This window comes from Plantactinospora veratri, from assembly GCF_036421995.1.
Lineage (GTDB): Bacteria > Actinomycetota > Actinomycetes > Mycobacteriales > Micromonosporaceae > Plantactinospora > Plantactinospora veratri.
In genome coordinates this window covers 26,519-48,366 of the sequence record NZ_JAZGQL010000037.1, presented here as the reverse complement: position 1 = coordinate 48,366, position 21,848 = coordinate 26,519, and the positions used below count along the sequence as shown (strand labels likewise).

General features: G+C 72.1%; 18 protein-coding genes and 1 pseudogene. 8 read left to right on the top strand and 11 right to left on the bottom strand.

Features of this window, described 5'->3' with window-relative positions:
* Positions 1–11: 11 nt before the first annotated feature.
* Positions 12–1,328 (bottom strand): glycosyltransferase family 4 protein, encoded by a 1,317-nt coding sequence (locus tag V1634_RS33415; protein ID WP_331211623.1) that lies wholly within the window; start codon positions 1,326–1,328, stop codon positions 12–14.
* Between the two features lie 146 nt (positions 1,329–1,474).
* On the bottom strand, positions 1,475–3,409 hold the full coding sequence (locus V1634_RS33410) for an amylo-alpha-1,6-glucosidase (RefSeq protein ID WP_331211622.1): 1,935 nt from the start codon (positions 3,407–3,409) through the stop codon (positions 1,475–1,477).
* Between the two features lie 176 nt (positions 3,410–3,585).
* Here V1634_RS33410 and V1634_RS33405 point away from each other — a divergent pair, with 176 nt between their 5' ends.
* On the top strand, positions 3,586–6,264 hold the full coding sequence (locus V1634_RS33405; protein ID WP_331211621.1) for an MGH1-like glycoside hydrolase domain-containing protein: 2,679 nt from the start codon (positions 3,586–3,588) through the stop codon (positions 6,262–6,264).
* Between the two features lie 172 nt (positions 6,265–6,436).
* The gene (locus V1634_RS33400) at positions 6,437–8,704 is read left to right on the top strand and encodes a S8 family serine peptidase (RefSeq protein ID WP_331211620.1); all 2,268 of its coding nucleotides are present in this window, start codon (positions 6,437–6,439) and stop codon (positions 8,702–8,704) included.
* A 154-nt stretch (positions 8,705–8,858) separates the two neighbouring features.
* Here the strand turns inward: V1634_RS33400 and V1634_RS33395 are convergent, their stop codons facing one another.
* Positions 8,859–9,515 carry a hypothetical protein gene (locus tag V1634_RS33395; RefSeq protein WP_331211619.1) on the bottom strand — a complete coding sequence of 219 codons (657 nt, stop codon included), beginning with the start codon at positions 9,513–9,515 and terminating at the stop codon, positions 8,859–8,861.
* Between the two features lie 555 nt (positions 9,516–10,070).
* Here V1634_RS33395 and V1634_RS33390 point away from each other — a divergent pair.
* A pseudogene (locus V1634_RS33390) lies at positions 10,071–10,193 on the top strand (Tn3 family transposase); the annotation flags it as partial.
* Positions 10,194–10,273: 80 nt separating this feature from the next.
* Here V1634_RS33390 and V1634_RS33385 read toward each other — a convergent pair.
* Positions 10,274–10,861, bottom strand: coding sequence for a TetR/AcrR family transcriptional regulator (locus tag V1634_RS33385; RefSeq protein ID WP_331211617.1), 588 nt, complete (start codon positions 10,859–10,861; stop codon positions 10,274–10,276).
* 71 nt (positions 10,862–10,932) lie between these two features.
* Here V1634_RS33385 and V1634_RS33380 point away from each other — a divergent pair, with 71 nt between their 5' ends.
* Positions 10,933–11,466 carry a GNAT family N-acetyltransferase gene (locus V1634_RS33380; protein WP_331211616.1) on the top strand — a complete coding sequence of 178 codons (534 nt, stop codon included), beginning with the start codon at positions 10,933–10,935 and terminating at the stop codon, positions 11,464–11,466.
* An 85-nt stretch (positions 11,467–11,551) separates the two neighbouring features.
* Complete coding sequence (locus tag V1634_RS33375) at positions 11,552–12,415, top strand: arginase family protein (RefSeq protein ID WP_331211615.1); 864 nt, start codon at positions 11,552–11,554, stop codon at positions 12,413–12,415.
* Between the two features lie 172 nt (positions 12,416–12,587).
* Here V1634_RS33375 and V1634_RS33370 read toward each other — a convergent pair whose 3' ends face one another.
* The 5 genes from V1634_RS33370 to trmB all read right to left on the bottom strand — a co-directional run bounded on the left by V1634_RS33370 (position 12,588) and on the right by trmB (position 18,559).
* Positions 12,588–13,076: a MarR family winged helix-turn-helix transcriptional regulator gene (locus V1634_RS33370; protein ID WP_331211614.1), complete on the bottom strand. Its 489-nt coding sequence runs from the start codon at positions 13,074–13,076 to the stop codon at positions 12,588–12,590.
* A gap of 8 nt (positions 13,077–13,084) precedes the next feature.
* Entirely contained in the window at positions 13,085–14,332 is a 1,248-nt protein-coding gene (locus V1634_RS33365; protein ID WP_331211613.1) for an FAD-dependent oxidoreductase, read from the bottom strand.
* A gap of 37 nt (positions 14,333–14,369) precedes the next feature.
* A complete protein-coding gene (locus tag V1634_RS33360) occupies positions 14,370–15,173 on the bottom strand; it encodes an inositol monophosphatase family protein (RefSeq protein WP_331211612.1) in 804 nt (267 codons plus the stop codon).
* Between the two features lie 72 nt (positions 15,174–15,245).
* The gene (locus V1634_RS33355) at positions 15,246–17,744 is read right to left on the bottom strand and encodes a DEAD/DEAH box helicase (protein WP_331211611.1); all 2,499 of its coding nucleotides are present in this window, start codon (positions 17,742–17,744) and stop codon (positions 15,246–15,248) included.
* A gap of 101 nt (positions 17,745–17,845) precedes the next feature.
* Positions 17,846–18,559, bottom strand: a complete 714-nt coding sequence (trmB, locus tag V1634_RS33350) for a tRNA (guanosine(46)-N7)-methyltransferase TrmB (protein WP_407951901.1) — start codon at positions 18,557–18,559, stop codon at positions 17,846–17,848.
* A gap of 260 nt (positions 18,560–18,819) precedes the next feature.
* Here trmB and V1634_RS33345 point away from each other — a divergent pair, with 260 nt between their 5' ends.
* Genes V1634_RS33345 through V1634_RS33335 form a run of 3 tightly spaced genes read left to right on the top strand, consistent with a single transcriptional unit; the run spans position 18,820 to position 20,560 of the window.
* On the top strand, positions 18,820–19,323 hold the full coding sequence (locus tag V1634_RS33345) for a hypothetical protein (protein ID WP_331211610.1): 504 nt from the start codon (positions 18,820–18,822) through the stop codon (positions 19,321–19,323).
* 18 nt (positions 19,324–19,341) lie between these two features.
* Positions 19,342–20,067: a class F sortase gene (locus tag V1634_RS33340; RefSeq protein ID WP_331211609.1), complete on the top strand. Its 726-nt coding sequence runs from the start codon at positions 19,342–19,344 to the stop codon at positions 20,065–20,067.
* A gap of 55 nt (positions 20,068–20,122) precedes the next feature.
* On the top strand, positions 20,123–20,560 hold the full coding sequence (locus tag V1634_RS33335) for a hypothetical protein (protein WP_331211608.1): 438 nt from the start codon (positions 20,123–20,125) through the stop codon (positions 20,558–20,560).
* Positions 20,561–20,592: 32 nt separating this feature from the next.
* Here the strand turns inward: V1634_RS33335 and V1634_RS33330 are convergent, their stop codons facing one another.
* Together V1634_RS33330 and V1634_RS33325 are read right to left on the bottom strand one after the other, a co-directional pair.
* The gene (locus V1634_RS33330; RefSeq protein WP_331211607.1) at positions 20,593–20,931 is read right to left on the bottom strand and encodes an antibiotic biosynthesis monooxygenase family protein; all 339 of its coding nucleotides are present in this window, start codon (positions 20,929–20,931) and stop codon (positions 20,593–20,595) included.
* A gap of 123 nt (positions 20,932–21,054) precedes the next feature.
* Positions 21,055–21,840 (bottom strand): exodeoxyribonuclease III, encoded by a 786-nt coding sequence (locus tag V1634_RS33325; RefSeq protein ID WP_331211606.1) that lies wholly within the window; start codon positions 21,838–21,840, stop codon positions 21,055–21,057.
* Positions 21,841–21,848: the final 8 nt, after the last annotated feature.

The following is a 21,848-nucleotide window of genomic DNA, read 5'->3' as shown; positions in this document are numbered from 1 at the left end:
CCGGGCGCGGGTCAGCAGGCGGCGCCGTCGAGGGCCAGCAGGTTCCCGTCGGGTACGACGATCCGCCCCGTCCCGCCCCCGGCCCGGGTCCGCGGCGCCGGGCCGGCGGTCGCCGCGCTGGCGTAGACGGCGGCGGTCCGGGCGGCGATGCTCGCCCAGCCGTACCGTTCGGCGACCATGGTGCGGGCCCGGCGGGCCACCCCGCGGGCGAAGACCTCGTCGCCGAGGAGCGAGTCGACGGCACCGGCCAGCGCGTCCGGGTCGCTGTGCGGGAAGGTCACCCCGGTCACCCCCGGCTCGACGATCTCGGCCAGCCCGCCGGTGGCGGCGACCGCCAGCGGCGCCCCGGCGGCGGCCGCCTCCAGGGCCACCATCCCGAACGGTTCGTAGAGGCTCGGCACCACCGTGGCGTCGGTGGCGGCCAGCACCGCCGGCAACTGCCGCTCGGTCATGAACCCGGCGAAGCGTACGCTGCGGTCCAGCCCGAGCCGGTGCGCCTGGTCCTGCAACTCCTGCCGGTACGGCCCGTCCCCGGCGATCACCACCCGCAGCTCCGGGTGCCGCTCCCGCAACCTCGGCACCGCGTGCACCAGGTGCTGTACGCCCTTCTCGTAGACCAGCCGTCCGGCGAAGCCGACCAGCGGCCCGGCACCGGCGTACCGCCTGCGGGCGGCGGCGACCGCCCGGGGCTGGGCCGACCAGGCCCGGTCGTCGACCCCGTTCGGCACCACCTCGACGTGCCCGTCCGGGAGCCCGAACAGCGCCTTCACCTGGTCGCGCATGTAGCCCGAGCAGGTGATCACCCGGTGCGACTCGTGGCCGAGCCAGTGCTCGACCGAGTGGATGGTCCGGTTCATCTCGTCCGGCAGCCAGCCCTGGTGCCGGCCCGCCTCGGTGGCGTGGATCGTGGTGACCAGCGGGATGTCCAGGTGGTCGGCGAGGTTGATCGCGGTGTGCGCGACCAGCCAGTCGTGGGCGTGGATCACGTCGTAGTCGCCGGTCCGGGCGGCCCGCAGCGCGGTCCGGGTCAGCGTGTGGTTGAAGGCCATCGTCCAGGCCAGCAGGCTCGGGGTGGCCAGCGGGAAGCCGACCGGGTCCTCGGGGGCGCGCAGCACGTGCACGCCGTCGACGTACGCCTCCACCGGGGCGCCCTCGCCGTGCCGGGTGACCACGGTGACCTGGTGCCCGGCGGCGGCGAGCGCGGTGGCCAGCGCGTGCACGTGCCGGCCGAGCCCGCCGACCAGCACCGGCGGGTACTCCCAGGAGAGGATGAGCACCTTCAGCGGGCGGGCCGCGGGGAAGTTGACGACCTCGGCATTCGGTGACATGGCCCGGCCCCCTTTGAATTGATTTCCACGCAGGCGCGTAGCGGCACCTGTTACGGGTGCCTACGCGTCATTGGTTGGGGCCAATACTGCCGGTGCCGGGAAAACCGGTGAAGACGTACCCGTTGCCGGTATGTAACGCCGCCCGGTCAGTTCCGTCGTACCCGTAGAAGTTCCGCCACCGACCAGGCCTGGAACGGCGCCCCGGTGGCGCCGTGCGGCGGTGCGGCGTCGGCGGTCTCGCTCACCGAGCCGAGCCCGTACTCGGACAGGTGCGCCTCCAGCCCGGCGAAGAGTTCGCCGACCGGCAGCCCGGCCCGGCGGCAGGCCTCCGCGTACGGGCCGATCAGCCAGGGCCAGACGGTGCCCTGGTGGTAGCCGGAGTCCCGCTCGGCGGGGCCGCCCCGGTGCCGTGGCAGGTAGCCGGGGCTGTCCGGGGCGAGGCTGCGCGGGCCGAGCGAAGTGAGCAGGGCCGCGCCGATCCGGCGCAGCGCCGCCGGATCCGGGTCGAGCGGCGCGTACGGCAGCGACCAGGCCAGCAACTGGTTCGGCCGGAGCAGGTCGTCGTCGTGCCGGCCGTCGGCACCGCGCGGATAGGCCGGCGGCGGGGCGTCGACGACGTCGTGGAGCCAGCCGCTCGGGGCCGGGAAACGCCGCCGGAACGCCGCCCGCGCCCTCGCGTGCGCGGCCGGTGCGGCACCGGCGTCCTCGCCGAGCAGCCCGGCCAGCTCGGCGATCGCCGCCAGCCCGTTGACCCAGAGCGCGTTGACCTCGACCGGCTTGCCGGCCCGCTGGGTCACCGGCTCGCCGTGCACCCGGGCGTCCATCCAGGTCAGCGCCTCTCCGGGGGAACCCTGGGTGAGCAGCCCGTCGGCCGGGTCGGCCACGATGCCGTACCGGGTGCCCCGCAGGTGGCCGTCGACGACCGCGCGCAGCGCCGGCAGCAGTTCGGCGGCGAGGTCGCTGTCCCCGCTGACCGTCACGTGCCGGGCCACCGCGTGCAGGAACCACAGCGTCCCGTCCACGGTGTTGTACTCCACCCGCCCGGTGTCGGCGGTGTTCGCCAGCATCCCCTCCGACAGGGTCCCCGCGTACGCCCGGAGCAGCTCCCGCCCCTCGTCCGCCCGGCCGGTGCCGAGGAACAGCCCCTCGTACGCGATCATCGTGTCCCGGGACCACGCGCCGAACCACGGGTAGCCGGCCACCACGTCCGGCCCGCTGCCGGTGCCGACCACGAAGGCGTCGGCGGCCAGGGTCAGCCTCGCGGCCACCGCGTCGGCCGGCTTTCCGGCCGCCACCACCCGGCGGTTGCGCCGCCGGGCCGCCTCGATCAGCTCGTCGGCCGGCGGCGGCTCCTCGGCCAGGTCGCCGGCCCAGGCGAGCACCGAGACGGTGTCGCCGGGGTGGTGCAGCGCGCCGGTGAACCGGCCCGCACACCAGAGGTCCTCGTCCGGATTCAGCCCCCGGGCCGCCTCCTCCCGGTGGTGCACCCCGTGCCACCACTGGCCCTCGGTCACCCACTCCGGCCCGGCCAGCCGGAACGCGTCCTCGATCACCGCGCCGCCGGCCACCGGCTCCACCTTCGGTGCCGGACCGTCCGCGCGCCGCTCGGCGTGGCCGTCCCGCCAGGTCACCGCCGCGGCCAGGCCGAGCCGGGCCGGGCCGCCGGAGACCAGCCGGTGCCGGACCGCCAGGCAGGACCGGCCGTACGCCATCGCCAGCTCGCGCTCCAGCACCAGGTCGCCGATCCGCCACCGCCAGCGCGGCAGGCCGTCGACCAGGTCGAAGCGTTCCAGCAGCTCGAAGCCGCGCGGGTCGACGTCGCCGGAGCGCCACTCGTGCGCGCCGAGCCGGACCACCGCGCCGGAGGGCAGCAGCAGCTCCGGGTCCAGGCTGACCAGCCCGAGCCGGCGGGCCGCCGGGGTCTGGCCGGCCACCATCAGCAGCCCGTGGTACCGCCGGGTACGCAGCCCGCTCACCGTGCCCATCGCGTACCCGCCGAGGCCGTCGGGGAGCAGCCACTCCCGGTCGGCGCCGGCCTCCAGGTGACCGCAGACCCGCGGCCCGAACTCGATCGGCAGCATGGCGCCCATGATGCCCGCTCGGCCGACCCGGCACACCGACGGTGCTGACGGTCACCGCGATCGTCGCCCGGGTGAGCGGGGACGATCGTTGCCGGGGTGAGCCGGGGGCGATCGTTGGCCGGGTGAGCCGGGAGCGATCACAATGATCGGAAGGACGACCGCGGGGGAGCGGTCGGATGACGGGCGGGAGTCGGATGGACGACGGGCAGGACGCGGAGCGTACCGGGCTGGATCCGGAGCGTGCCCGGCTGGCCGAGGCCGACGCCGGCGGGGAGCCGTGGCGGGCCTGGGGACCCTACCTGGCCGAGCGGGCCTGGGGCACGGTCCGGGAGGACTACAGCGAGCACGGCACCGCCTGGGACTACTTCCCGCACGACCACGCCCGGTCCCGGACCTACCGCTGGAACGAGGACGGGATGGCCGGGGTCTGCGACGAGTGGCAGACCTTCTGCTTCGGCCTGGCGCTCTGGAACGGCGCGGACCCGATCCTCAAGGAGCGGATGTTCGGGCTCGGCGGTGACGGCGGCAACCACGGCGAGGACGTCAAGGACTACTGGTGGTACCTGGACTCCACCCCGACGCACTCCTTCATGCGCTGGCGCTACCACTACCCGCAGGCCGCCTTCCCCTACGACGAGCTGGTCGCGGTCAACGCCGCGCGCGGCCGGGACGAGGTCGAGTACGAGCTGGTCGACACCGGGATCTTCGACGACGACCGGTACTGGGCGGTGACCGTCGACTACGCCAAGGCGTCCCCGACCGACATGTGCATCTCGATCACGGCGGCGAACCGGGGCGACGAGGCGGCCACCCTGCACGTGCTGCCGATGCTCTGGTTCCGCAACACCTGGTCCTGGGGGCTGCCCGGCCGCGACCAGGTGCCGAAGCTGCGCGGCACCCCGGGCCGGCTGGTCGGCGAGCACTGGGTGCTCGGCCAGATCGTGCTGGAGGGCGACGGTGGGCCGGCCGCGCTGGTCTGCGACAACGAGACCAACACCGAGCGGCTCTGGGGACTGCCGGGCCGCAGCGCGTACCCGAAGGACGGCATCAACGACCACGTGGTCAACGGTGCCGACACGGTCAACCCGGCCGGTGAGGGCACCAAGGGGGCGCTGCACTACGTGCTGGAGGTACCGGCCCGGAGCGAGGCGCGGATCAAACTCCGGCTCACCCGGACCGCCCCGCCACCGGCCAGCGAGCCGGCGCCCCCGCTCGACCTCGGCGCCGAACACGACCAGGTGATGGCGACCCGGCGGGCCGAGGCGGACGAGTTCTTCGCCCGGCTGATCCCGGACGGTGCCTCCCGGGAGGAGGCGTTGGTGGCCCGGCAGGCGATCGCCGGGCTGATGTGGGGCAAGCAGTTCTACCACTTCGACGTGCAGCAGTGGCTGACCGGTGACCCGGCCGCCGCGCCGCCGCCGGAGGGGCACCGGCACGGCCGGAACAGCTCCTGGCGGCACATGAACAGCTTCGACATCATCTCGATGCCGGACCCCTGGGAGTACCCCTGGTACGCCGCCTGGGACCTGGCGTTCCACTGCGTCACCATCGCCCGGGTCGATCCCGGCTTCGCCAAGGCGCAACTGCTGTTGCTGCTGCGTGAGTGGTATCTGCACCCGAACGGGCAGATCCCGGCGTACGAGTGGGCGTTCGGCGACGTGAATCCGCCGGTGCACGCCTGGGCGGCGCTGAAGGTCTTCGAGATCGACGGTGGCCGGGACTTCGACTTCCTCGCCCGGATGATGCACAAGCTGCTGCTGAACTTCACCTGGTGGGTCAATCGCAAGGACATCGGCGGCAACAACGTCTTCGAGGGCGGCTTCCTCGGGCTGGACAACGTCGGCCCGTTCGACCGGTCGGCCGCGCTGCCGGTGGCCGGGGTGCTGGAGCAGTCCGACGGCACCGGCTGGATGGCCATGTACGCGCTGAACCTGCTCGACATGGCGCTGATCCTGGCCGTGCACGACCCGACGTACTCGGACATCGCGACGAAGTTCTTCGAGCACTTCGCGTACATCGCGGCGGCCGCCTACGACCAGGGACTCTGGGACGAGGAGGACTGCTTCTTCTACGACGTACTCCGGCTGCCGGACGGGACCAGCACGCCGCTGAAGGTGCGCTCGGTGGTCGGCCTGCTGCCGCTGGCCGCGATCACCCGGCTGACCACCGCCACCCTGAACCGGCTGCCGGAGCTGACCGCCCGGCTGCGCTGGTTCCTGGCCAACAAGCCGGAGTACGCCCGGGTGATCGGCGGTCGGCGGCTCGGCGGGGACGGGCGGCAGCAGCGACTGCTCTCGATGGTCGGCCCGGACCAGGTGGTCCGGCTGCTCGCCCGGATGCTGGACGAGGAGGAGTTCCTCTCCCCGTACGGGCTGCGTACGCTCTCCAAGCGGCATCTGGAGCGGCCGTTCGCGGTGGAGTTGGGCGGGCAGGAGTTCACCGTCGGCTACGAGCCGGCCGAGTCGACCTCGGGGCTCTTCGGCGGCAACTCCAACTGGCGCGGCCCGATCTGGATGCCGACGAACTTCATGCTGATCTCGGCGCTCCGGGACCACGCGGCGTTCTTCGGCGACGACCTGCTGGTCGAGTATCCGACCCGGTCGGGCAGCAAGCACACCCTGACGGAGATCGCGGACGATCTCTCCGCCCGGCTGATCGCGCTCTTCGTGCCGGACGACTGGGGGCGCCGGCCGATCTACGGCATCGCCGAACTCTTCCAGACCCATCCGGACTGGAAGGACCTGATCGCCTTTCCGGAGTACTTCCACGGGGACAACGGGGCCGGGCTCGGCGCCTGGCACCAGACCGGCTGGACGGCGCTGGTCGCCGACCTGATCCTGACCCTGCGCCGATAGTCCCGACCGGGCCCAGGTAACGGCCGTGCCCGGTCCAGATGCCGACTGACCTGCTGTCAGTTACTGTCCGCCAGGATTCAAATACTCCTCGTAGTGTCCCGTTCAGCCGTTTTCCGGGGCGGCGTCGCGGCACCGTCGCGCGGGCCCCGGCCACCGGCAGGAGGGGAGAAGAATGGCGATGAGAATTGCCAGCACATCAGGTCAGCGGCGACGGACGGGAAGACTCGCCGTCGGACTGGCCGTGGCGGTGAGCGCCGGGCTGCTCGGCACGGCGGTGGCACCGGCAGCCGCGGCACCGGCCGACGGCACCATCCGGCACGCCGGTGGCGCCACCGCCGTCGCCGGAAGCTATCTGGTGGTACTCGAGGAGGCGTCCGTCAGCGCCGACTCGGTGACCGGCCGGGCCGGCGTACTCGCTGCCAAAGCCGGCGGGAAGGTGGCCCGCACCTACCGGCACGCGCTGCGCGGCTTCGAGTTCACCGGCTCGGCCGAGGCGGCCCGGCGGCTCGCCACCGACCCGTCGGTCGCGTACGTCGAACAGAACCACCGGGTCCGGCTCACCGGTACGCAGACCCCGACCCCCTCCTGGGGTCTGGACCGGATCGACCAGCGCCCGCTGGCCCTGGACAACAGCTACACCTACCCGAACACCGGCAGCGGGGTCCGGGCCTACATCATCGACACCGGGATCCGGCTCACCCACCAGACCTTCGGCGGCCGGGCGGTCTCCGGCTTCGACGCGATCGACGGCGGGTCCGCCACCGACTGCCAGGGGCACGGCACCCACGTCGCCGGGACCGTCGGCGGTGCGGAGTACGGGGTCGCCAAGGACGTCACCCTGGTCGCGGTACGGGTACTGGACTGCACCGGCGGCGGCACCTACGCCCAGGTGATCGCCGGCGTCGACTGGGTCACCGGCGACCACGACCCGGGCGAGCGCGCGGTGGCGAACATGAGCCTCGGCGGCCCGGCGAACAGCGCCGCCGACGCGGCGGTGGCGAACTCGATCGCCGACGGCGTCAGCTACGCCGTCGCGGCCGGCAACGAGGACGCCGACGCCTGCGGCGGCTCACCGGCGAGCGTCCCCGCCGCGATCACCGTGGCGGCCACCGGCGGCTTCCCCGGCGGCCCCGGCCGTACCGACGCCCGGGCCACCTTCTCCAACCACGGCACCTGCGTCGACATCTTCGCCCCGGGGGTGGCGATCGTCTCCTCCACCATCGACAGTGACACCTCCAGCGGGCCGGGGGACGGCACCTCGATGGCCTCGCCACACGTGGCCGGTGCCGCCGCGCTCGTACTGGCGCAGAACCCGTCGTACACCCCGCAGCAGGTCCGCGACCTGCTCGTCACCTCCGGCACCCCCGGGCTGGTCACCGATCCCGGCCCCGGCTCGCCGAACGTCCTGCTCCACGTCGCCGACGTCCGGCCACCCACCCACGACTTCGCCCTCACCGTCGCCCCGGCCACCGGCTCGGCCGGACCGGGCGGCGCGGTCACCGCGACGGTGAGCACCCGGGTGACCGCCGGTTCCGCCCAGACCGTCGCGCTGAGCGTCACCGGACTGCCGAGGGGCGTCACCGCGACGTTCAGCCCGGCCTCCGTCGTCGCCGGCCGGTCGTCGGTGATGACGATCCGGATCGGCTCGGCGGCGGTGCCCGGCAGCTACCCGCTGACGGTCACCGGCACCGGCCCGCACGTCACCCGGACCGCCCGGTACACGGTGACCGTCACGAACCCGGTCGGCTGCACCGGCACCAACAACACCGACGTCGCGATCCCGGACCTGTCGACGGTGCAGAGCCCGGTGACCATTACCGGCTGCCCGGGCCGGGCATCGGCGTCGAGCACCGTCCGGGTACGGATCCTGCACACGTTCCGCGCCGACCTGGTGGTCAGCCTGCTGGCGCCGGACGGCAGCGTCTACGTGCTGCACAACCGGACGGGCGGCGGTGAGGACAACATCGAACAGACCTTCCGGGTCAACCTCTCCACCGAGACGGCGAGCGGCCGGTGGCGGCTCCAGGTGCAGGACAATGCCGGTGCGGACGTCGGTCACATCGACATCTGGACACTGAACCTGACAGCCGGTGCGCCGACCGCCTGCGCCGGCAGCAGCGCCACCCCGGTGGCCATTCCGGATCTCGGTACGGTGCAGAGCACCATCGTCCTCGCCGGCTGCTCGGGCAATGCCTCGACGACCAGCGTGGTCGCCGTGCGGATCACGCACGGTCGGGTCGCCGACCTGGTGGTCCGGTTGGTCGCTCCGGACGGTAGCTCCTATCTGCTGCGCAACCGGGTCGTCGGCGGATCACCGATCAACGCGGTCTACCTGGTGAACCTGTCGACCGAAGCCCGCAACGGCAGTTGGCGCCTGCGGGTGCAGGACGCGGCCGCCCCGTACTCCGGACGCCTGGACACCTGGTCCCTGACCCTCTGACGCGGGTGGCGGTGCCCCGGCGTGCCCCCGCACGCCGGGGCACCGCGACTTGCGCCGCCCGCTCCGGGGAAGATCGCGCTACTTCCCGTCATTGGTGGCCTCGCCCGCTGGTCGAAGGCACTCTTTCCGGGAAGTAGCGCGAGCCGCGCACCGGTCAGGCGGCGGTGGACCAGATGGCGGTGAAGCCGGCCGCCTCACCGGCCAGCCAGCGTTCGACCTGGTCGGGGCGGACGGCGGGGTCGCGGTGGTGCACGACGCCCCGGCGTACGTCGACCAGCACCGGCTCGGCACCGGGCAGCACCTGCTCCATCTGCCGGCCCATCAGGTGCAGGGTGGCCAGCAGTGCCTCCTGGCTGGGCGGCTGCTCGTCGAAGTGCAGCCGGACGGCCTCCCGCCGGCCGTCGTCGTAACGCAGCCCGAGGTGCGGGTTGACCTTCACCGGCAGGTCGCCGACCATCCCGAGGGCGTCGTGGGTCTGGGCGAGGTTGACGGTCGACAGGTCGCCGAGCGAGTGCAGGTAGCTGATCGCGCCCGGAACCAGCGCCTCGTAGAGCGGACGCCAGCGCGGCTTCACCACCCCGGCGATCTCCGTCAGGTGACGGCCACCGGTCCGGAAGGCGATGTCGGTCTTGAGCGCCTTGACGAGCTGCCCGTGCGGGTTGAAGCCGGAGCGGCTCGCGCGTTGCTTGCGCAGGCCGCCGACGAAGGTCGCCTTGGCCGGCCCGGTGCGGTCGACGTAGCGGGTGAAGGCGAGCAGGGTGGCGTAGGGGAGGGGGGTGGCAGTGGGCGCGGTGGCGACAGACTCTGGCACGGCTGTCCTCCCAGTTCAGAAGCCGTTTTAGTACACACATTCTAATTGATTTCCGCCGCTCCGCCCAGCCCAAATGGGTCGTACCGGATGTCGCGTCCGCGCGAATCCTGCGAGTGTCCGGGAAAGTCTGCGAGTGATCTTGCGAGCCGTCCGGAACAGGTTGCGAGTCACCCGTACGCGCCGAGTTGGTCGCCGGGAAACGGCGTCAACGGAGTGCAGGATGCCGTGGTATGAGCGTCGATTCTCCGACGGGCCCCAGGGCGGTGGTGCCGGTGGCCCGGAACCGGGCGCGGATGCCGGCCGGGCGGTTGAACTGCCTGAACGTCCGGCTGGCGGACGAGGAGATGCGTGAAGTCTCTGCGGCGGCCCGCCGGGCGGGTTTGACTCCGACCGGGTACGCGGGAGAGGTCGCGGTCGCGGCGGCCCGGGCGGATGCCCAGGGTAGCGCCGCCGGAGCCACGCGGGCCGAGTTGGCACGGGTGCAGCGGGAGGTGTTCGCCGTGCGGGCTGCGCTGGTCAGCGCGGCGCGGTCGATCGCAGGCGGCTGTCGACCTACCCCACGTGTCGGATCAGCATTCCACCTACGGCACGAAGGTAATCGTGCCAACCACCCGCGAGGCGCATTACGTACTGGACGACTTCCTGGGTAACGCCATCGACCTGCCGATTGCCGAGCATCGGTTCGGCCGTTGATCAATCTCCGCGAGGTTTGACCGCATCTCCATCCCGAGGTCACCTCACGAACGGCGGCTGCCGTGCTATCCCAGGCCGTAGGCCACAAGGGCGGCGTCGAGCATGCGTTCCTGCTGATCCGCCGGGTAGGCAGCGGGATCCGCGGCGGCGAGAGCCGCGACACCCTCGGTCATTGCGATCAGACCCAGGGCGACCACGCCGACCTGATCGACCGGCCAGTCCGGGGCAGCCGCGGCGACCAGCCGCTCTACGCGTTGCCGCCAGGCTCGGTTGTTGCGGCGGTGCATGCCGATCAGTTCGGCGTCCGCCACCGCCGCAGCCAGGAAGCCCAACCAGACGATGCTCCAGTTGGTCGTCTCCGGATCGGTCGCCATGCCCTGGCGGAGGACCGCGCGCAACGCCGCCCGCGGCGAGGTGGCCGCGGCCTCGAGTGCCTCGACCCGCTGCCGGGTGGTGTCGTGCAGAAGTTGCCGGGCGTGTAGCAGCAGCGCTCGACGGTTCGGGAAGCGGTGCATAACCAGGCCCGTCGTGCAGCCGGCCGCCGCGGCGACCGCGCGCACTGTCAGCTTTTCCAGGCCCTGTTGCGCGAGCACAGCCCAGACCGCGCGCGACAGCGCCTCGCCCTGGGCCGCTCGGTCCGCAGGCAGTGACACGACTCTCACCTCCTCGTGGTCGTAACGAATGTTACCGTAACGCTTGTTACCGAGCATTGATGAGGAGCGGCATGACCTGGATCATCGCGCAGCGGCCGTGGACCGATCCGGTGGGCGAGGCGTTACGTGTGGCGCAGAAAGCCGAACTCGACCTCCGCTACGGTACCGATGACCACGAGCCCGGCACGCCGCCGACGGCCGACAACATCGACCTGTTCCTGGTCGCGGTCGACGAAGCCACCGGCCAACCGCTCGGCTGCGCCGCGCTGCGCCGCCTCGACCCGGTCACCGTCGAGGTGAAGCGGATGTACGTGGTACCGAAGAGTCGCGGCTCGGGGGTGGCGACCGACTTGCTCCGAGGGCTGGAGGAGGCCGCACGGGAGCGCGGTTGGACGACCATCCGGCTGGAGACCGGCCCGGGCCAGCCGGACGCGATGCGCTTCTACGAGCGCGAGGGCTACCGCGAGATCCCGCTGTTCGGCGCGTACGTGGGCTCCGACCACTCCGTCTGCTACGAACGCGTCCTACCTGATGGAGCCATCCCGGCCGCAGCCCCACAGCGCAGCTCCGATCACGCGGTGGCCGCTCCTGCATACCGGCCCTGACCTGGATCCCAAACGGCGGCTGCCACCACTTCGACTGCGCTTACGGTCAGGTCGCCACCATCAGCTCTTGTGAAAGCGAGAACCCGTGTCAGCGTCCAACCCCCCGTCGCCGGTGATCACGCATTTCGCGGCCCGAGCCGGCGACCACAACGACCGGGCCATGCAGGCGTCGGGAATGATCGCAGCCGAACTCGCCACTCGGCTGGGTTCAGCACCGGTTGTCATCGGGTCACCCGAACCCGCGCTGTGCACCAACTGGGAAGAAGAGTTGGCTGCGGCTCGGCCGGCACTGCGCGCCATGGCGGAGCATTTCGACGAGTTGTTGCGGGACGGCGCCCTTCCGGTCACAGCGCTGAGCCGCTGCGCGGTCGCTCTGGCGACGCTTCCGGTCGTCGCGAGGTATCGCCCAGACGCGGTGGTCGTCTGGTTCGACGCGCACGCAGACCTCAACACCCCCCAGAACAGCACCACCGGCTACCTCGGAGGCCTCGCCTTCAGCGGCCCGCTCGGTATGTGGGACTCCGGTCTGGGACAGGGGCTGAAGCCAGAGAACGCGATCCTTTGTGGGGCACGTGACATCGACCCGGTCGAGCAGTCCCTGATCGATGATGGCGTGATCACGCTGGTCGGGCCAGGACCGAACCTGGCGAAAAGGTTGCGGGCCGCGATCGCCGGCCGTCCGGTCTATGTGCACATCGACTGTGACGTCCTTGAACCCGGCATCGTGCCCACCGACTACCTCGTTCCCGGCGGCCTCACACTCAGCGAACTCAGATCCGCTGCGCTCGCCATGGGCGAGTCCGATCTCGTCGGCTTGGAGATCGGCGAGTTCGAGGCAGGGGAAGACGCCAATGGCCTCCCAATCCACCCCGGTTCGCTCCTCGACGCCCTTCAGCCGCTACTCCACACGGCGGTGGGCCTCGACACTCTCGATCATGGTGTTCCGTAAGGGGTTCGTCCATCGGAACACCGCCGGCGACCGTCCGGAACTACCTTGCGAGCCGCTGGTCAGTGCCTTGATCATCCGCAACCTTGGAACGGACGCGACACCGGACACCCAGTCCGGAGGTAGTTGGCCCTCCGGTGGCGACCGGGAGCGCGGTCGGTTACGCGACGCCGCCTCAGCCAGACCGCTGGGCGGTGTCGCCGCTGCGGAGGCGGTCCAACTCGGCGAGGTACATCGCCTGCATGCGCTCGTAGTGCCGGACCAGCAGCGTGACCTCCTCGACGCCGTAGCCCTCGACGAGCCGCTCCGCCCGCTCGGCGAACCGCTCGTACGGTCGCTCCAACTCGGCGATCCGCTCCGGCCGCAGCGTGACGATCACCCGCCGCCGGTCCGCCGCATCGCGCTCGGCCGTCACGTAGCCCGCCTGCTGGAGCCGGCGGAGCATGCTGGTCACCGCCCCGGTGGTGAGGTTGGTCCGCTCGGCGACCTGCCCCGCGGTGGCGGATCCGACGTCCGCCAGGTAGTCCAGGCACTCCAGGTCGCTCACGGTGAGGCCCAGCCGCTCCGCGATGGCGTACCGGAACACCATGGACAGCCGCGACATCTCCCGCCCGGCGCGCATGAGGTCGGCGATCGCGGACGCCCGGGCCGGCTCGTGGGACATGCCCGCAATCATGCCTCCGGTACGGTGACCCGGTGCAGTCGAGGTAGCACGCGGGTCAGCACCCAGTGCGGTGCGGCCGCGCCCCCGGTGAGGCGGCGCATCAGCCCGGCGGCGGTGTCCACGGCCCGGAAGGCGTAGGGCACCATCTCGTCCTGGTAGCCGGCGATCGCCTCCTCCACCGGTGCACCGCTCGCCCGGGCCTCGACCAGCCTCTGGCCGAGCAGGGCGGCGTCGCGGAGCGCGGTGTTGCCGCCGTGAGCGCCGAACGGCGGCATGGCGTGCACGGCGTCGCCCATCATCGTCGCCCGGGGCAGCGCCCACCGGCGGGGGCGCCGGCCGGTGGCGAAGAGGTTGAGTACCGTGGCGTCCAGCTCGGCCGTGTCGACCAGTCGCCGGATGAGCGGGTGGAAGTCCGCACTCATCCGGGCGGCCAGGTTCCACAGCGCCAGCAGGTCCCCGCGGACGCCGATGGGCACCTCCTCCTGCCGGAGCAGCAGTCCCCACATGACGTAGTCGTCGCCGGTGGGCGCATAGCTGCCCGGGGCCAGCCGCGCGAACGCCTCCCGCGGGCTCTGGCCGAACCGCATGGAGGTGAAGAAGAAGGCCCGGCCCGGCCGGTCGGCGATGGCCAGGACCCCGCTGTCACGCAGCGCGTCCGGGATGACGCTCTCGCCGTTGCGCCGCAGGGGCGACCGGCCGTAGATGCCCGCCATCGGGGTGTTCGCCGGCTCCGCGTCCGGCATGAGCTGCGCGCGCAGCGCCGAGCCGACGCCGTCCGCGCCCACGACGACGGTTGCCGCGGCGGCCCGGCCGTCGGAGAACCGCAGCCGCAGCCCTGCCGGGCCGTCGCTCTCCACCGCGACGGCGGCCTTGCCGTAGTGGATGCGCCCGTTGAGCCCGGACTGCAGGATCGACCGCAGGGTCAGCCGGTCGACCTGGCGGGTCGCGTGCGGCTCGTCCTTGAAGGTGATGGTGAATGCGTCCCGCAGTCGGCTGTCGGTGAAGCGCAGGTGCCCGCCGGGCTCGTCGCCGGTGGTCAGCGCCAGGCGGTACAGCGGGCGGGGCAGGCTCTGGCGCAGCGCCTTCAGCCCGTACCGGTCGAGAATGATCCGGTAGCCCTGCCGTCGGACGAAGGGGCCCGGGTCCCGCTCGTAGACGTGCACGTCGATGCCGGCGCGCATCAGGTACTGGGCGAGGCAGAGGCCGGAGAGGCCGGCGCCGGCGATTGCCACTGAGAAGTTAGTCGATATGCCCATGCGATTATCTTAACGACTAAGATGATTTGGGCAAGGCTCACCGGCCCTCCCGGAACTGTTGCTCGACCAGGGCCAGCAGGGCGGCGTGGGTCTGCTCGTCGGCCGCCACGACGAGGCCGCCCGGAGCGGCGTCCAGCGGCTGCCCGCGCAGACCGGTGACCACACACCCGGCGGCCCGGCACAGCGCGATCCCGCTGGCGAAGTGCACACTGTCCCGCAGGTCGCCGTCGGCCACGTACCCGGCCCGCCGTCCGGCCGCGACCCAGGCCACCGCGAGGGTGCTGGAGATCACCCGAGGGCGGAACCGCTCGGCGAACCCCCGGTCGGCGAGCAGCCGTACGGCCCGGAAGGCGGGATCGTTCGGGAACGGCGGATCCAGGTTGACGTCCACCAGCCAGGAGTCGGCCGACGGCCGGAGGTCGGCGTCCACGCCGTCGTGCCGTACCCGGGCCCGGGTGCCGTCGGTCCAGAACACCTCCCCGCTGAACGGGTCGGCCGAGGCCGCCACGATGGTCTCCGGGCCGGAGCGCAGCGCGACGTTCACCGCGACCAGCATGCCGCGGGCGGCGTAGTTCAGCGTGCCGCAGAGCGGGTCGACCAGCCATTCCCGGCCGTTCCCGCCGGATCCCGTCCGGCCGCTCTCCTCACCGACCATGGTGTCGTCCGGGCGGGCGGCACGCAGCACCTGCATGATCGCCTGCTCCGCCTCGATGTCGGCGGCGGTGGCGAAGTCGCCCGGAGCCTTGTCGAACCGGGCCAGCACGGTGCCGAAGCGGGAACGGGCCACCTCGGCGCCAGCCTGCGCCGCCGCGACGGCCAATTCAAGATCGGTGATCGTCATGCGGGAAAGGATAGGGTCCGTCAGCCAGCGGGCGGGCCCCGCGACGGCCGGGCGGCCGCGGGCCAGCGGCCGTCAGAGCTGTCCGACCTCGGTCACCCGGAGCACCGCCGTGCCCGCCGCGTCGGAGGCGGCGAGGTCGACCTCCGCGCTGATCCCCCAGTCGTGGTCGCCGTCCGGGTCGTCGAGGATCTGCCGTACCGTCCAGCGGTCCCGACCCTGCTCGATCATCAGCAGCGCCGGCCCGCGCGCCGCCGGGCCGGTGCCGATCTCGTCGTACGTCTCGAAGTACGGCTCCAGCGCGTCCGCCCAGGCGTCGGCGTCCCAGCCGTCCTCGGCGTCGAGCGTGCCCAGCTCGTCGAAGCGGCGCAGGGCGGCCAACTCCACCCGGCGGAACAGCGCGTTGCGGACCAGTACCCGGAACGCCCGCACGTTGCCGGTGACCGCCGGCGGCTTCTCGTCCACCACCACGGCGGTCGGGTCGGCCGGGTTGCGCAACCGCTCCCACTCGTCGATCAGGCTGGAGTCGACCTGCCGGACCAGCTCGCCCAGCCACTCGATCAGGTCGATCAGTTCCTCGGTCTTGGCGTCCTCGGGCACGCTCTGCCGCAGCGCCTTGTACGCGTCCGCCAGGTAGCGCAGCACCAGCCCCTCGGAGCGGGACAGGCCGTAGAAGTTGACGTACTCGACGAAGGTCATCGCCCGCTCGTACATGTCCCGGACCACCGACTTCGGCCGCAGCTCGTAGTCGGCCACCCAGGGATGCCCACGCCGGTACATCTCGTACGCCGCGTCCAGCAACTCGGCGAGCGGCTTCGGGTGGGTCACCTCGTCGAGCAGTTCGAGCCGGGCCTCGTATTCGATGCCGTCGGCCTTCATCGCCGCGACCGCCTCGCCCCGGGCCTTGAACTGCTGCGCCGAGAGCACCTGCCGTGGGTTGTCCAGTGTGGACTCGACCACCGACAGTACGTCCAGGGCGTAGGTCGGGGACGCCGTGTCCAGCAGCTCGATCGCGGCCAGCGCGAACGGCGAGAGCGGCTGGTTGAGCGCGAAGTCGAGCTGGAGGTCGACGGTGAGGCGTACCCGCCGGCCCGTCTCGTCCGGCTCGGCGAGCCGCTCGACCACACCCCCCGCCAGCAGCGCCCGGTAGATGGCGATGGCCCGGCGGATGTGTCTGCGCCGCGCGGCCGGTTCCTCGTGGTTGTCGGTCAGCAGGTGCCGCATCGCGGCGAAGGCGTCGCCGGGCCGGCTGATCACGTTGAGCAGCATCGCGTGGCTGACCTGGAAGCTGGAGGTCAGCGGCTCCGGCTCGGCTTCGACCAGCCGCTCGAAGGTGGGCCGGCCCCAGCCGATCGAACCCTCCGGCGGCTTCTTCCGGACCACCTTGCGGCGCTTCTTCGGGTCGTCGCCGGCCTTGGCGAGCGCCTTCTCGTTTTCGATCACGTGCTCCGGCGCCTGCACCACCACCGTGCCCATGGTGTCGAAGCCGGCCCGGCCGGCCCGGCCGGCGATCTGGTGGAACTCACGCGCCTTGAGTAGCCGGGTCTTGACCCCGTCGTACTTGGACAGACCGGTGAAGAGGACGGTGCGGATCGGCACGTTGATTCCGACCCCGAGGGTGTCGGTGCCACAGATGACCTTGAGCAGTCCCGCCTGGGCCAGCGTTTCCACCAGCCGCCGGTATTTCGGCAGCATCCCCGCGTGGTGTACCCCGATGCCGTGCCGGACCAGCCGGGAGAGCGTACGCCCGAACCCGGCGGTGAACCGGAAGTTGCCGATCGCCTCGGCGATCATGTCCTTCTCGGCCCGGGTGGCGACGTTGACGCTCATCAGCGCCTGGGCGCGTTCGAGCGCGGCGGCCTGGGTGAAGTGCACGACGTAGATCGGTGCCTGCCGGGTGGAGAGCAACTCCTCCAGGGTCTCGTGCAGCGGAGTCATCGCGTACGAGAACATCAGCGGCACCGGCCGCTCGGCGTTGCGGACCAGTGCCGTCGGCCGCCCGGTACGCCGGGTCAGGTCGTCGACGAACCGGGTGACGTCGCCCAGCGTGGCGGACATCAGCACGAACTGCGCCTGTGGCAGCTCGATCAGCGGCACCTGCCAGGCCCAGCCCCGGTCCGGTTCGGCGTAGAAGTGGAACTCGTCCATGATCACCATGCCGACGTCGGCCCGTTCGCCGTCCCGCAGCGCGATGTTGGCGAGGATCTCCGCCGTACAGCAGATGATCGGCGCGTCCTCGTTGACGCTGGCGTCACCGGTCAGCATCCCGACGTTCTCGGCACCGAAGATCTCGCAGAGCGCGAAGAACTTCTCCGAGACCAGCGCCTTGATCGGCGCGGTGTAGAAACTCACCCGGTCGTCGGCCAGGGCCGCGAAGTGGGCACCGGTGGCGACCAGGCTCTTGCCGGAGCCGGTCGGGGTGCTCAGGATCAGGTTGGCCCCGGAGACGATCTCGATCAGCGCCTCCTCCTGGTGCGGATAGAGGCTCAGGCCACGCTCCTGCGCCCAACCGGCGAACGCGTCGAAGAGGGTGTCGGGGTCGGCGCTGCCCGGCAGCTGGTCGGTGAGCGTCATAGCCGGTCCATCGTGCCTGGCCCGGCTCGGCAACGCCAATCGCTGTAAGGAAGGGGCCCTTCTACAACAGAAAACGATATGCGGGGGCCCTTCCTAACACTTCAGCGACGCCGGAAGATCAGGTCGCGGATCGGGCGGCCGGCGGCCGCCCCGCGCCGCTCGAACTTCGTCACCGGCCGGTGCGCCGGGCGGGGGGCGAAACCGGGATGCAGGTTCACCAGTTCCGGGTCGGCGGTGAGGGTCTCGCGCATGCTCTCGGCGTACTCGGGCCAGTCCGTGGCGCAGTGCAGGGTGCCGCCGGGGACCAGCCGGGAGCGGAGCAGCGCGACGTGCCCCGGCTGGATCAGCCGGCGCTTGTGGTGTCGGGGCTTCGGCCAGGGGTCGGGGAAGAAGACGTGTACGGCGTCGAGGCGGTCCGCCGGCAGCAGGTGCCGGACGAGGTCGAGCGCGTCGCCCCGGGCGATCCGGACATTCGTCAGCCCGTGCCGCTCGGTCAGCGCGAGCAGGTTGGCGATGCCCGGTGTGTGTACCTCGACGGCGAGATAGTCCCGCCCCGGGTCGGCGGCGGCCATCGCCACGGTGGCGTCACCCATCCCGGAACCGATCTCCAGTACCACCGGTGCCGTCCGGCCGAACAGCTCGACCAGGTCCAGGCGGTGGCCGGCGGGCCGCTCACCGTTGTCGGAGTGCCCGGGAATCGGGACGGTCAGGCCGTAGCTGGACCAGAGCCGGTCCAGCGCGTCCAGGTGCCGCCCGCTGAGCCGCCCCCGGCGCGGGTGGAAGGTGCGGATCTGGGCCAGCCGCTCCGGCGGCACCCGGCTCGACGCCCCGGCGGGCGCGGGCGGCGGGGCCGGTGCGGTGGCGGCGCTCTGGTCCTGGCTGGTGAGGGTCACGGGAACGTCAGCGTACGCGATGGGTGCGGTCGACCCAGTTTTACCAGGTCGGACGAGCGCCGATCTGGCCCGAGAACGCCTGACCGGGTGTGCGCGGCGGCGACAGGTGAGAGGATTTCCCCATACGGCAGGCCACGGGCCACGCGGCACCCGGCCTGCCCGAGGCGCCGGGAGGGGGACCAGTGGCAACGCGTCGACGCATCGCGATCCTCGGCGGTGTCCCGCTCGCCCTGGTGCTGGCCGCGCCTGCCCCGGCCCGCGCCGCCGACGTCTTCGTCCAGGTCAACCCGAGCACCGTCGAGGCCGGTTTCATGGTCGGCCTCAAGGCGAGCTGCCGGACCAACACCCAGCCCGCCACGGTCGAGTCGCCGGCCTTCGGCACGGTGACCGTGCAACCGCAGGCCGGATTCCTCACCGCGGTCGCCAACGTGCCGGAGACGACCCGGGCGGACACCTACCGGGTCCGGCTGAGCTGCCCGGACGGCGGAACCGCCAGCACCCGGCTGATGGTGGTGGGCGCCACCCGGCCGCAACGGGGGCCGGCGACCGGCTTCGGCGGCAGCGCCGGGGACGACCCGGGCGGACTGCTGGTGGCCGGCGGGCTGGCCAGCACCGTACTCGGTGCCGTGCTCGGCCTGGTCGCCATCCGTCGCCGGGCCCGGTCGGCCACCCCCCGCCGGACCTGACGGGAGGAGTCCCGCCCGATGGCCCGTACCCCCACCGGCCGTACCGCCACCGGCCGGCGTCGCTGGATCGGCGACCGGCAGCCGGCGGTGCACCTGCGGCATCCGGCGGCCCGGCCCGGCGGCAGCCGCCCCCGCCGGAGCCTGATCGGGCCGCTGGCGATCGTCCTGGTGCTCGTCGGGGTCTTCGCCACCGGGGCCGGGCTGGGCCAGTCGGCCGGCGGTCCGTGGCGTTGGCTGAACGGTGGCACCAAGGAGCCACCCCGGGACTTTCCGGTACTCGCGCCGAGCCGGCCGGTGAAGCTCGCGGTCCCGTCGATCGGGGTACGCGCCCCGGTGCACCGGGTCGGGCTGGCCGACGACGGTTCGATCGCCGTACCCGCGCTGGAGAAGCACAACGAGGCCGGCTGGTACGACCGGGGTCCGACCCCGGGTCAGTTCGGGCCGGCGATCATCGTCGGGCACGCGGACACCCGTACCGGACCGTCGGTCTTCCACGACCTGGCCAAGCTCCGGCCGGGCGCCCGGATCGAGGTGACCCGGCAGGACCGGTCGGTGGCGATCTTCGAGGTCAACTCGGTCGAGCACTTCGACAAGGACAAGCTGCCCGCCGAGCGGGTCTACGGCGACTTCCGCCGCCCCTGGCTCCGCCTGATCACCTGCGGCGGGCGCTGGGTCGGCGGCGGCACGGGGTACTCCGACAACATCGTCGCCTTCGCCGCACTGGTCGACTCCCGGAAGCCCTGAACGGCCGGCATTCTGGGAATGGACGTACCTGCCGAGCGGTGCCACCGTGAGACGCATGACCGACAGCGACGACGTCATCCGTACGGTGCGACAGCTCCTGGCGAGCGGGGAGCGCCCCGCCGAACTGCGCTGGGGCGGCGTCATGTACGACGACGGCCGCCTGGTCTACCGGGTCACCGTCGTCGACTGGCCGCGCGGTCGTGACGGCGGGACCGTCAAGGTGGTCGTCCAGTGCACGAACCAGCACGCGACCTTCGGGGTGACCCACCGCCCGCTGCCCGAGGTGGCGCGATATCTGGATCTCAGCCCGAAGCAGCGTTCGCGTGGCTGGGCGAGGTACGACGGCGACCCGACGCAGGACCGGGGCGTCTGGATCCACCTGGCGTGGACGGTACGCCGGCTACGGGAGGCGTTCGACGTACTGGAGCTGCACCGCGAGCACGACGGCAGCTTCGGTCTCCTGATCAGCCCACGACCGGGCACGACGGCCTGACGGCCGGGCGTGCGGTGCGGCCGGCGGCAGGGTTACGGGGCGGTCGGGGTGGCCTGCTGGACCACCTCGAACTCCAGCAGCGTGGCGCCGCTGGCGACCGGTCGGGGCTGCTCGCCGCCGGATTCGCCGTCGGCGGGTCCGCGCGCGTGCGCCTGCCGGGCCGGCCCGCTCGCCCATGCCTGGTAGGCCGCCTCGCTCTCCCACTTCGTGTAGACGAAGTAGCGGCTCTCGCCGGACACCGGGCGGAGCAGTTCGAAGCCGAGGAATCCGGGGGAGTTCTCGACCGCGCCCTGCCGGGCGGCGAACCGGCGCTCCAGCTCCGCGCCCGCGCCTTCCGGAACCTCGATCGCGTTGATCTTCACCACTGCCATGCACCCACCCTAACCGCGCTGATCGGCGCGCCGGTCCGGCGGTGGGATCGCGCTCGTTCCGGGAAGGAGTGGCTTTCGCGCGAGCCGGGGCCTCGTCCTCCGGGAAGTAGTGCGATCATGCGGTTACCCGGCCTTCGGGGTGGTGTCCACCACGATCGGGGCGTGGTCGGAGGGGCCCTTGCCCTTGCGGGCCTCCCGGTCCACGTAGGCCGAGGTGACGCGTTCGGCGAACGACTCGGTCGCGTAGACCAGGTCGATCCGCATGCCCTTGTTCTGGTGGAACATCCCGGCCCGGTAGTCCCAGTAGGTGAACGGGTGCGGGCCCTTCATCGGCGTCGGCACCACGTCGGTCAGGCCCAGGGCGCGCAGCTCGGCCAAGGCCTGTCGCTCCGCCGGGGTCACGTGCGTCGAGTTGACGAAGAGCGCCGGGTCCCAGACGTCGGCGTCGGTCGGCGCGACGTTGTAGTCGCCGCAGACCACCAGCGGCAGCCCGGTCCGCAGCTCGGCGGCGAGCGCGTCGCGCAGCACCGCGAACCAGGCGAGCTTGTACTCGTAGTGCGGCGAGTCCGGGGTACGTCCGTTCGGCACGTAGATCGACCAGACTCGCAGCCCGGCGCAGGTCGCGGAGATGGCCCGGGCCTCCGGCTCAGGGAACCCGGGCTCGTCGGCGAACCCGACGGCCACGTCGGCCAGGCCGATCCGGGAGAGGATCGCCACCCCGTTCCACCGTCCGTCGCTGTGGCTGGCGACCTCGTAACCCAGCTCCCCGACCTCGGCGGTCGGGAACGATCCGTCCGGGCACTTCGTCTCCTGCAGGCAGACCACGTCCGGCTTCGTGCCGGCGAGCCAGTCCAGCAGCCGGGGGAGGCGGGCCTTCACCGAGTTGACGTTCCAGGTCGCCAGGCGCATGTGCCCAG

Excerpts from the sequence above, each read along its gene's own strand:
- V1634_RS33415 (WP_331211623.1), bottom strand. The coding sequence starts at position 1,328 with ATGTCACCGAATGCCGAGGTCGTCAACTTCCCCGCGGCCCGCCCGCTG.
- V1634_RS33410 (WP_331211622.1), bottom strand. The coding sequence starts at position 3,409 with ATGCTGCCGATCGAGTTCGGGCCGCGGGTCTGCGGTCACCTGGAGGCC.
- V1634_RS33405 (WP_331211621.1), top strand. The coding sequence starts at position 3,586 with ATGACGGGCGGGAGTCGGATGGACGACGGGCAGGACGCGGAGCGTACC.
- V1634_RS33400 (WP_331211620.1), top strand. The coding sequence starts at position 6,437 with ATGGCGATGAGAATTGCCAGCACATCAGGTCAGCGGCGACGGACGGGA.
- V1634_RS33380 (WP_331211616.1), top strand. The coding sequence starts at position 10,933 with ATGACCTGGATCATCGCGCAGCGGCCGTGGACCGATCCGGTGGGCGAG.
- V1634_RS33370 (WP_331211614.1), bottom strand. The coding sequence starts at position 13,076 with ATGTCCCACGAGCCGGCCCGGGCGTCCGCGATCGCCGACCTCATGCGC.
- V1634_RS33365 (WP_331211613.1), bottom strand. The coding sequence starts at position 14,332 with ATGGGCATATCGACTAACTTCTCAGTGGCAATCGCCGGCGCCGGCCTC.
- V1634_RS33360 (WP_331211612.1), bottom strand. The coding sequence starts at position 15,173 with ATGACGATCACCGATCTTGAATTGGCCGTCGCGGCGGCGCAGGCTGGC.
- V1634_RS33355 (WP_331211611.1), bottom strand. The coding sequence starts at position 17,744 with ATGACGCTCACCGACCAGCTGCCGGGCAGCGCCGACCCCGACACCCTC.
- V1634_RS33340 (WP_331211609.1), top strand. The coding sequence starts at position 19,342 with ATGGCCCGTACCCCCACCGGCCGTACCGCCACCGGCCGGCGTCGCTGG.
- V1634_RS33335 (WP_331211608.1), top strand. The coding sequence starts at position 20,123 with ATGACCGACAGCGACGACGTCATCCGTACGGTGCGACAGCTCCTGGCG.
- V1634_RS33330 (WP_331211607.1), bottom strand. The coding sequence starts at position 20,931 with ATGGCAGTGGTGAAGATCAACGCGATCGAGGTTCCGGAAGGCGCGGGC.
- V1634_RS33325 (WP_331211606.1), bottom strand. The coding sequence starts at position 21,840 with ATGCGCCTGGCGACCTGGAACGTCAACTCGGTGAAGGCCCGCCTCCCC.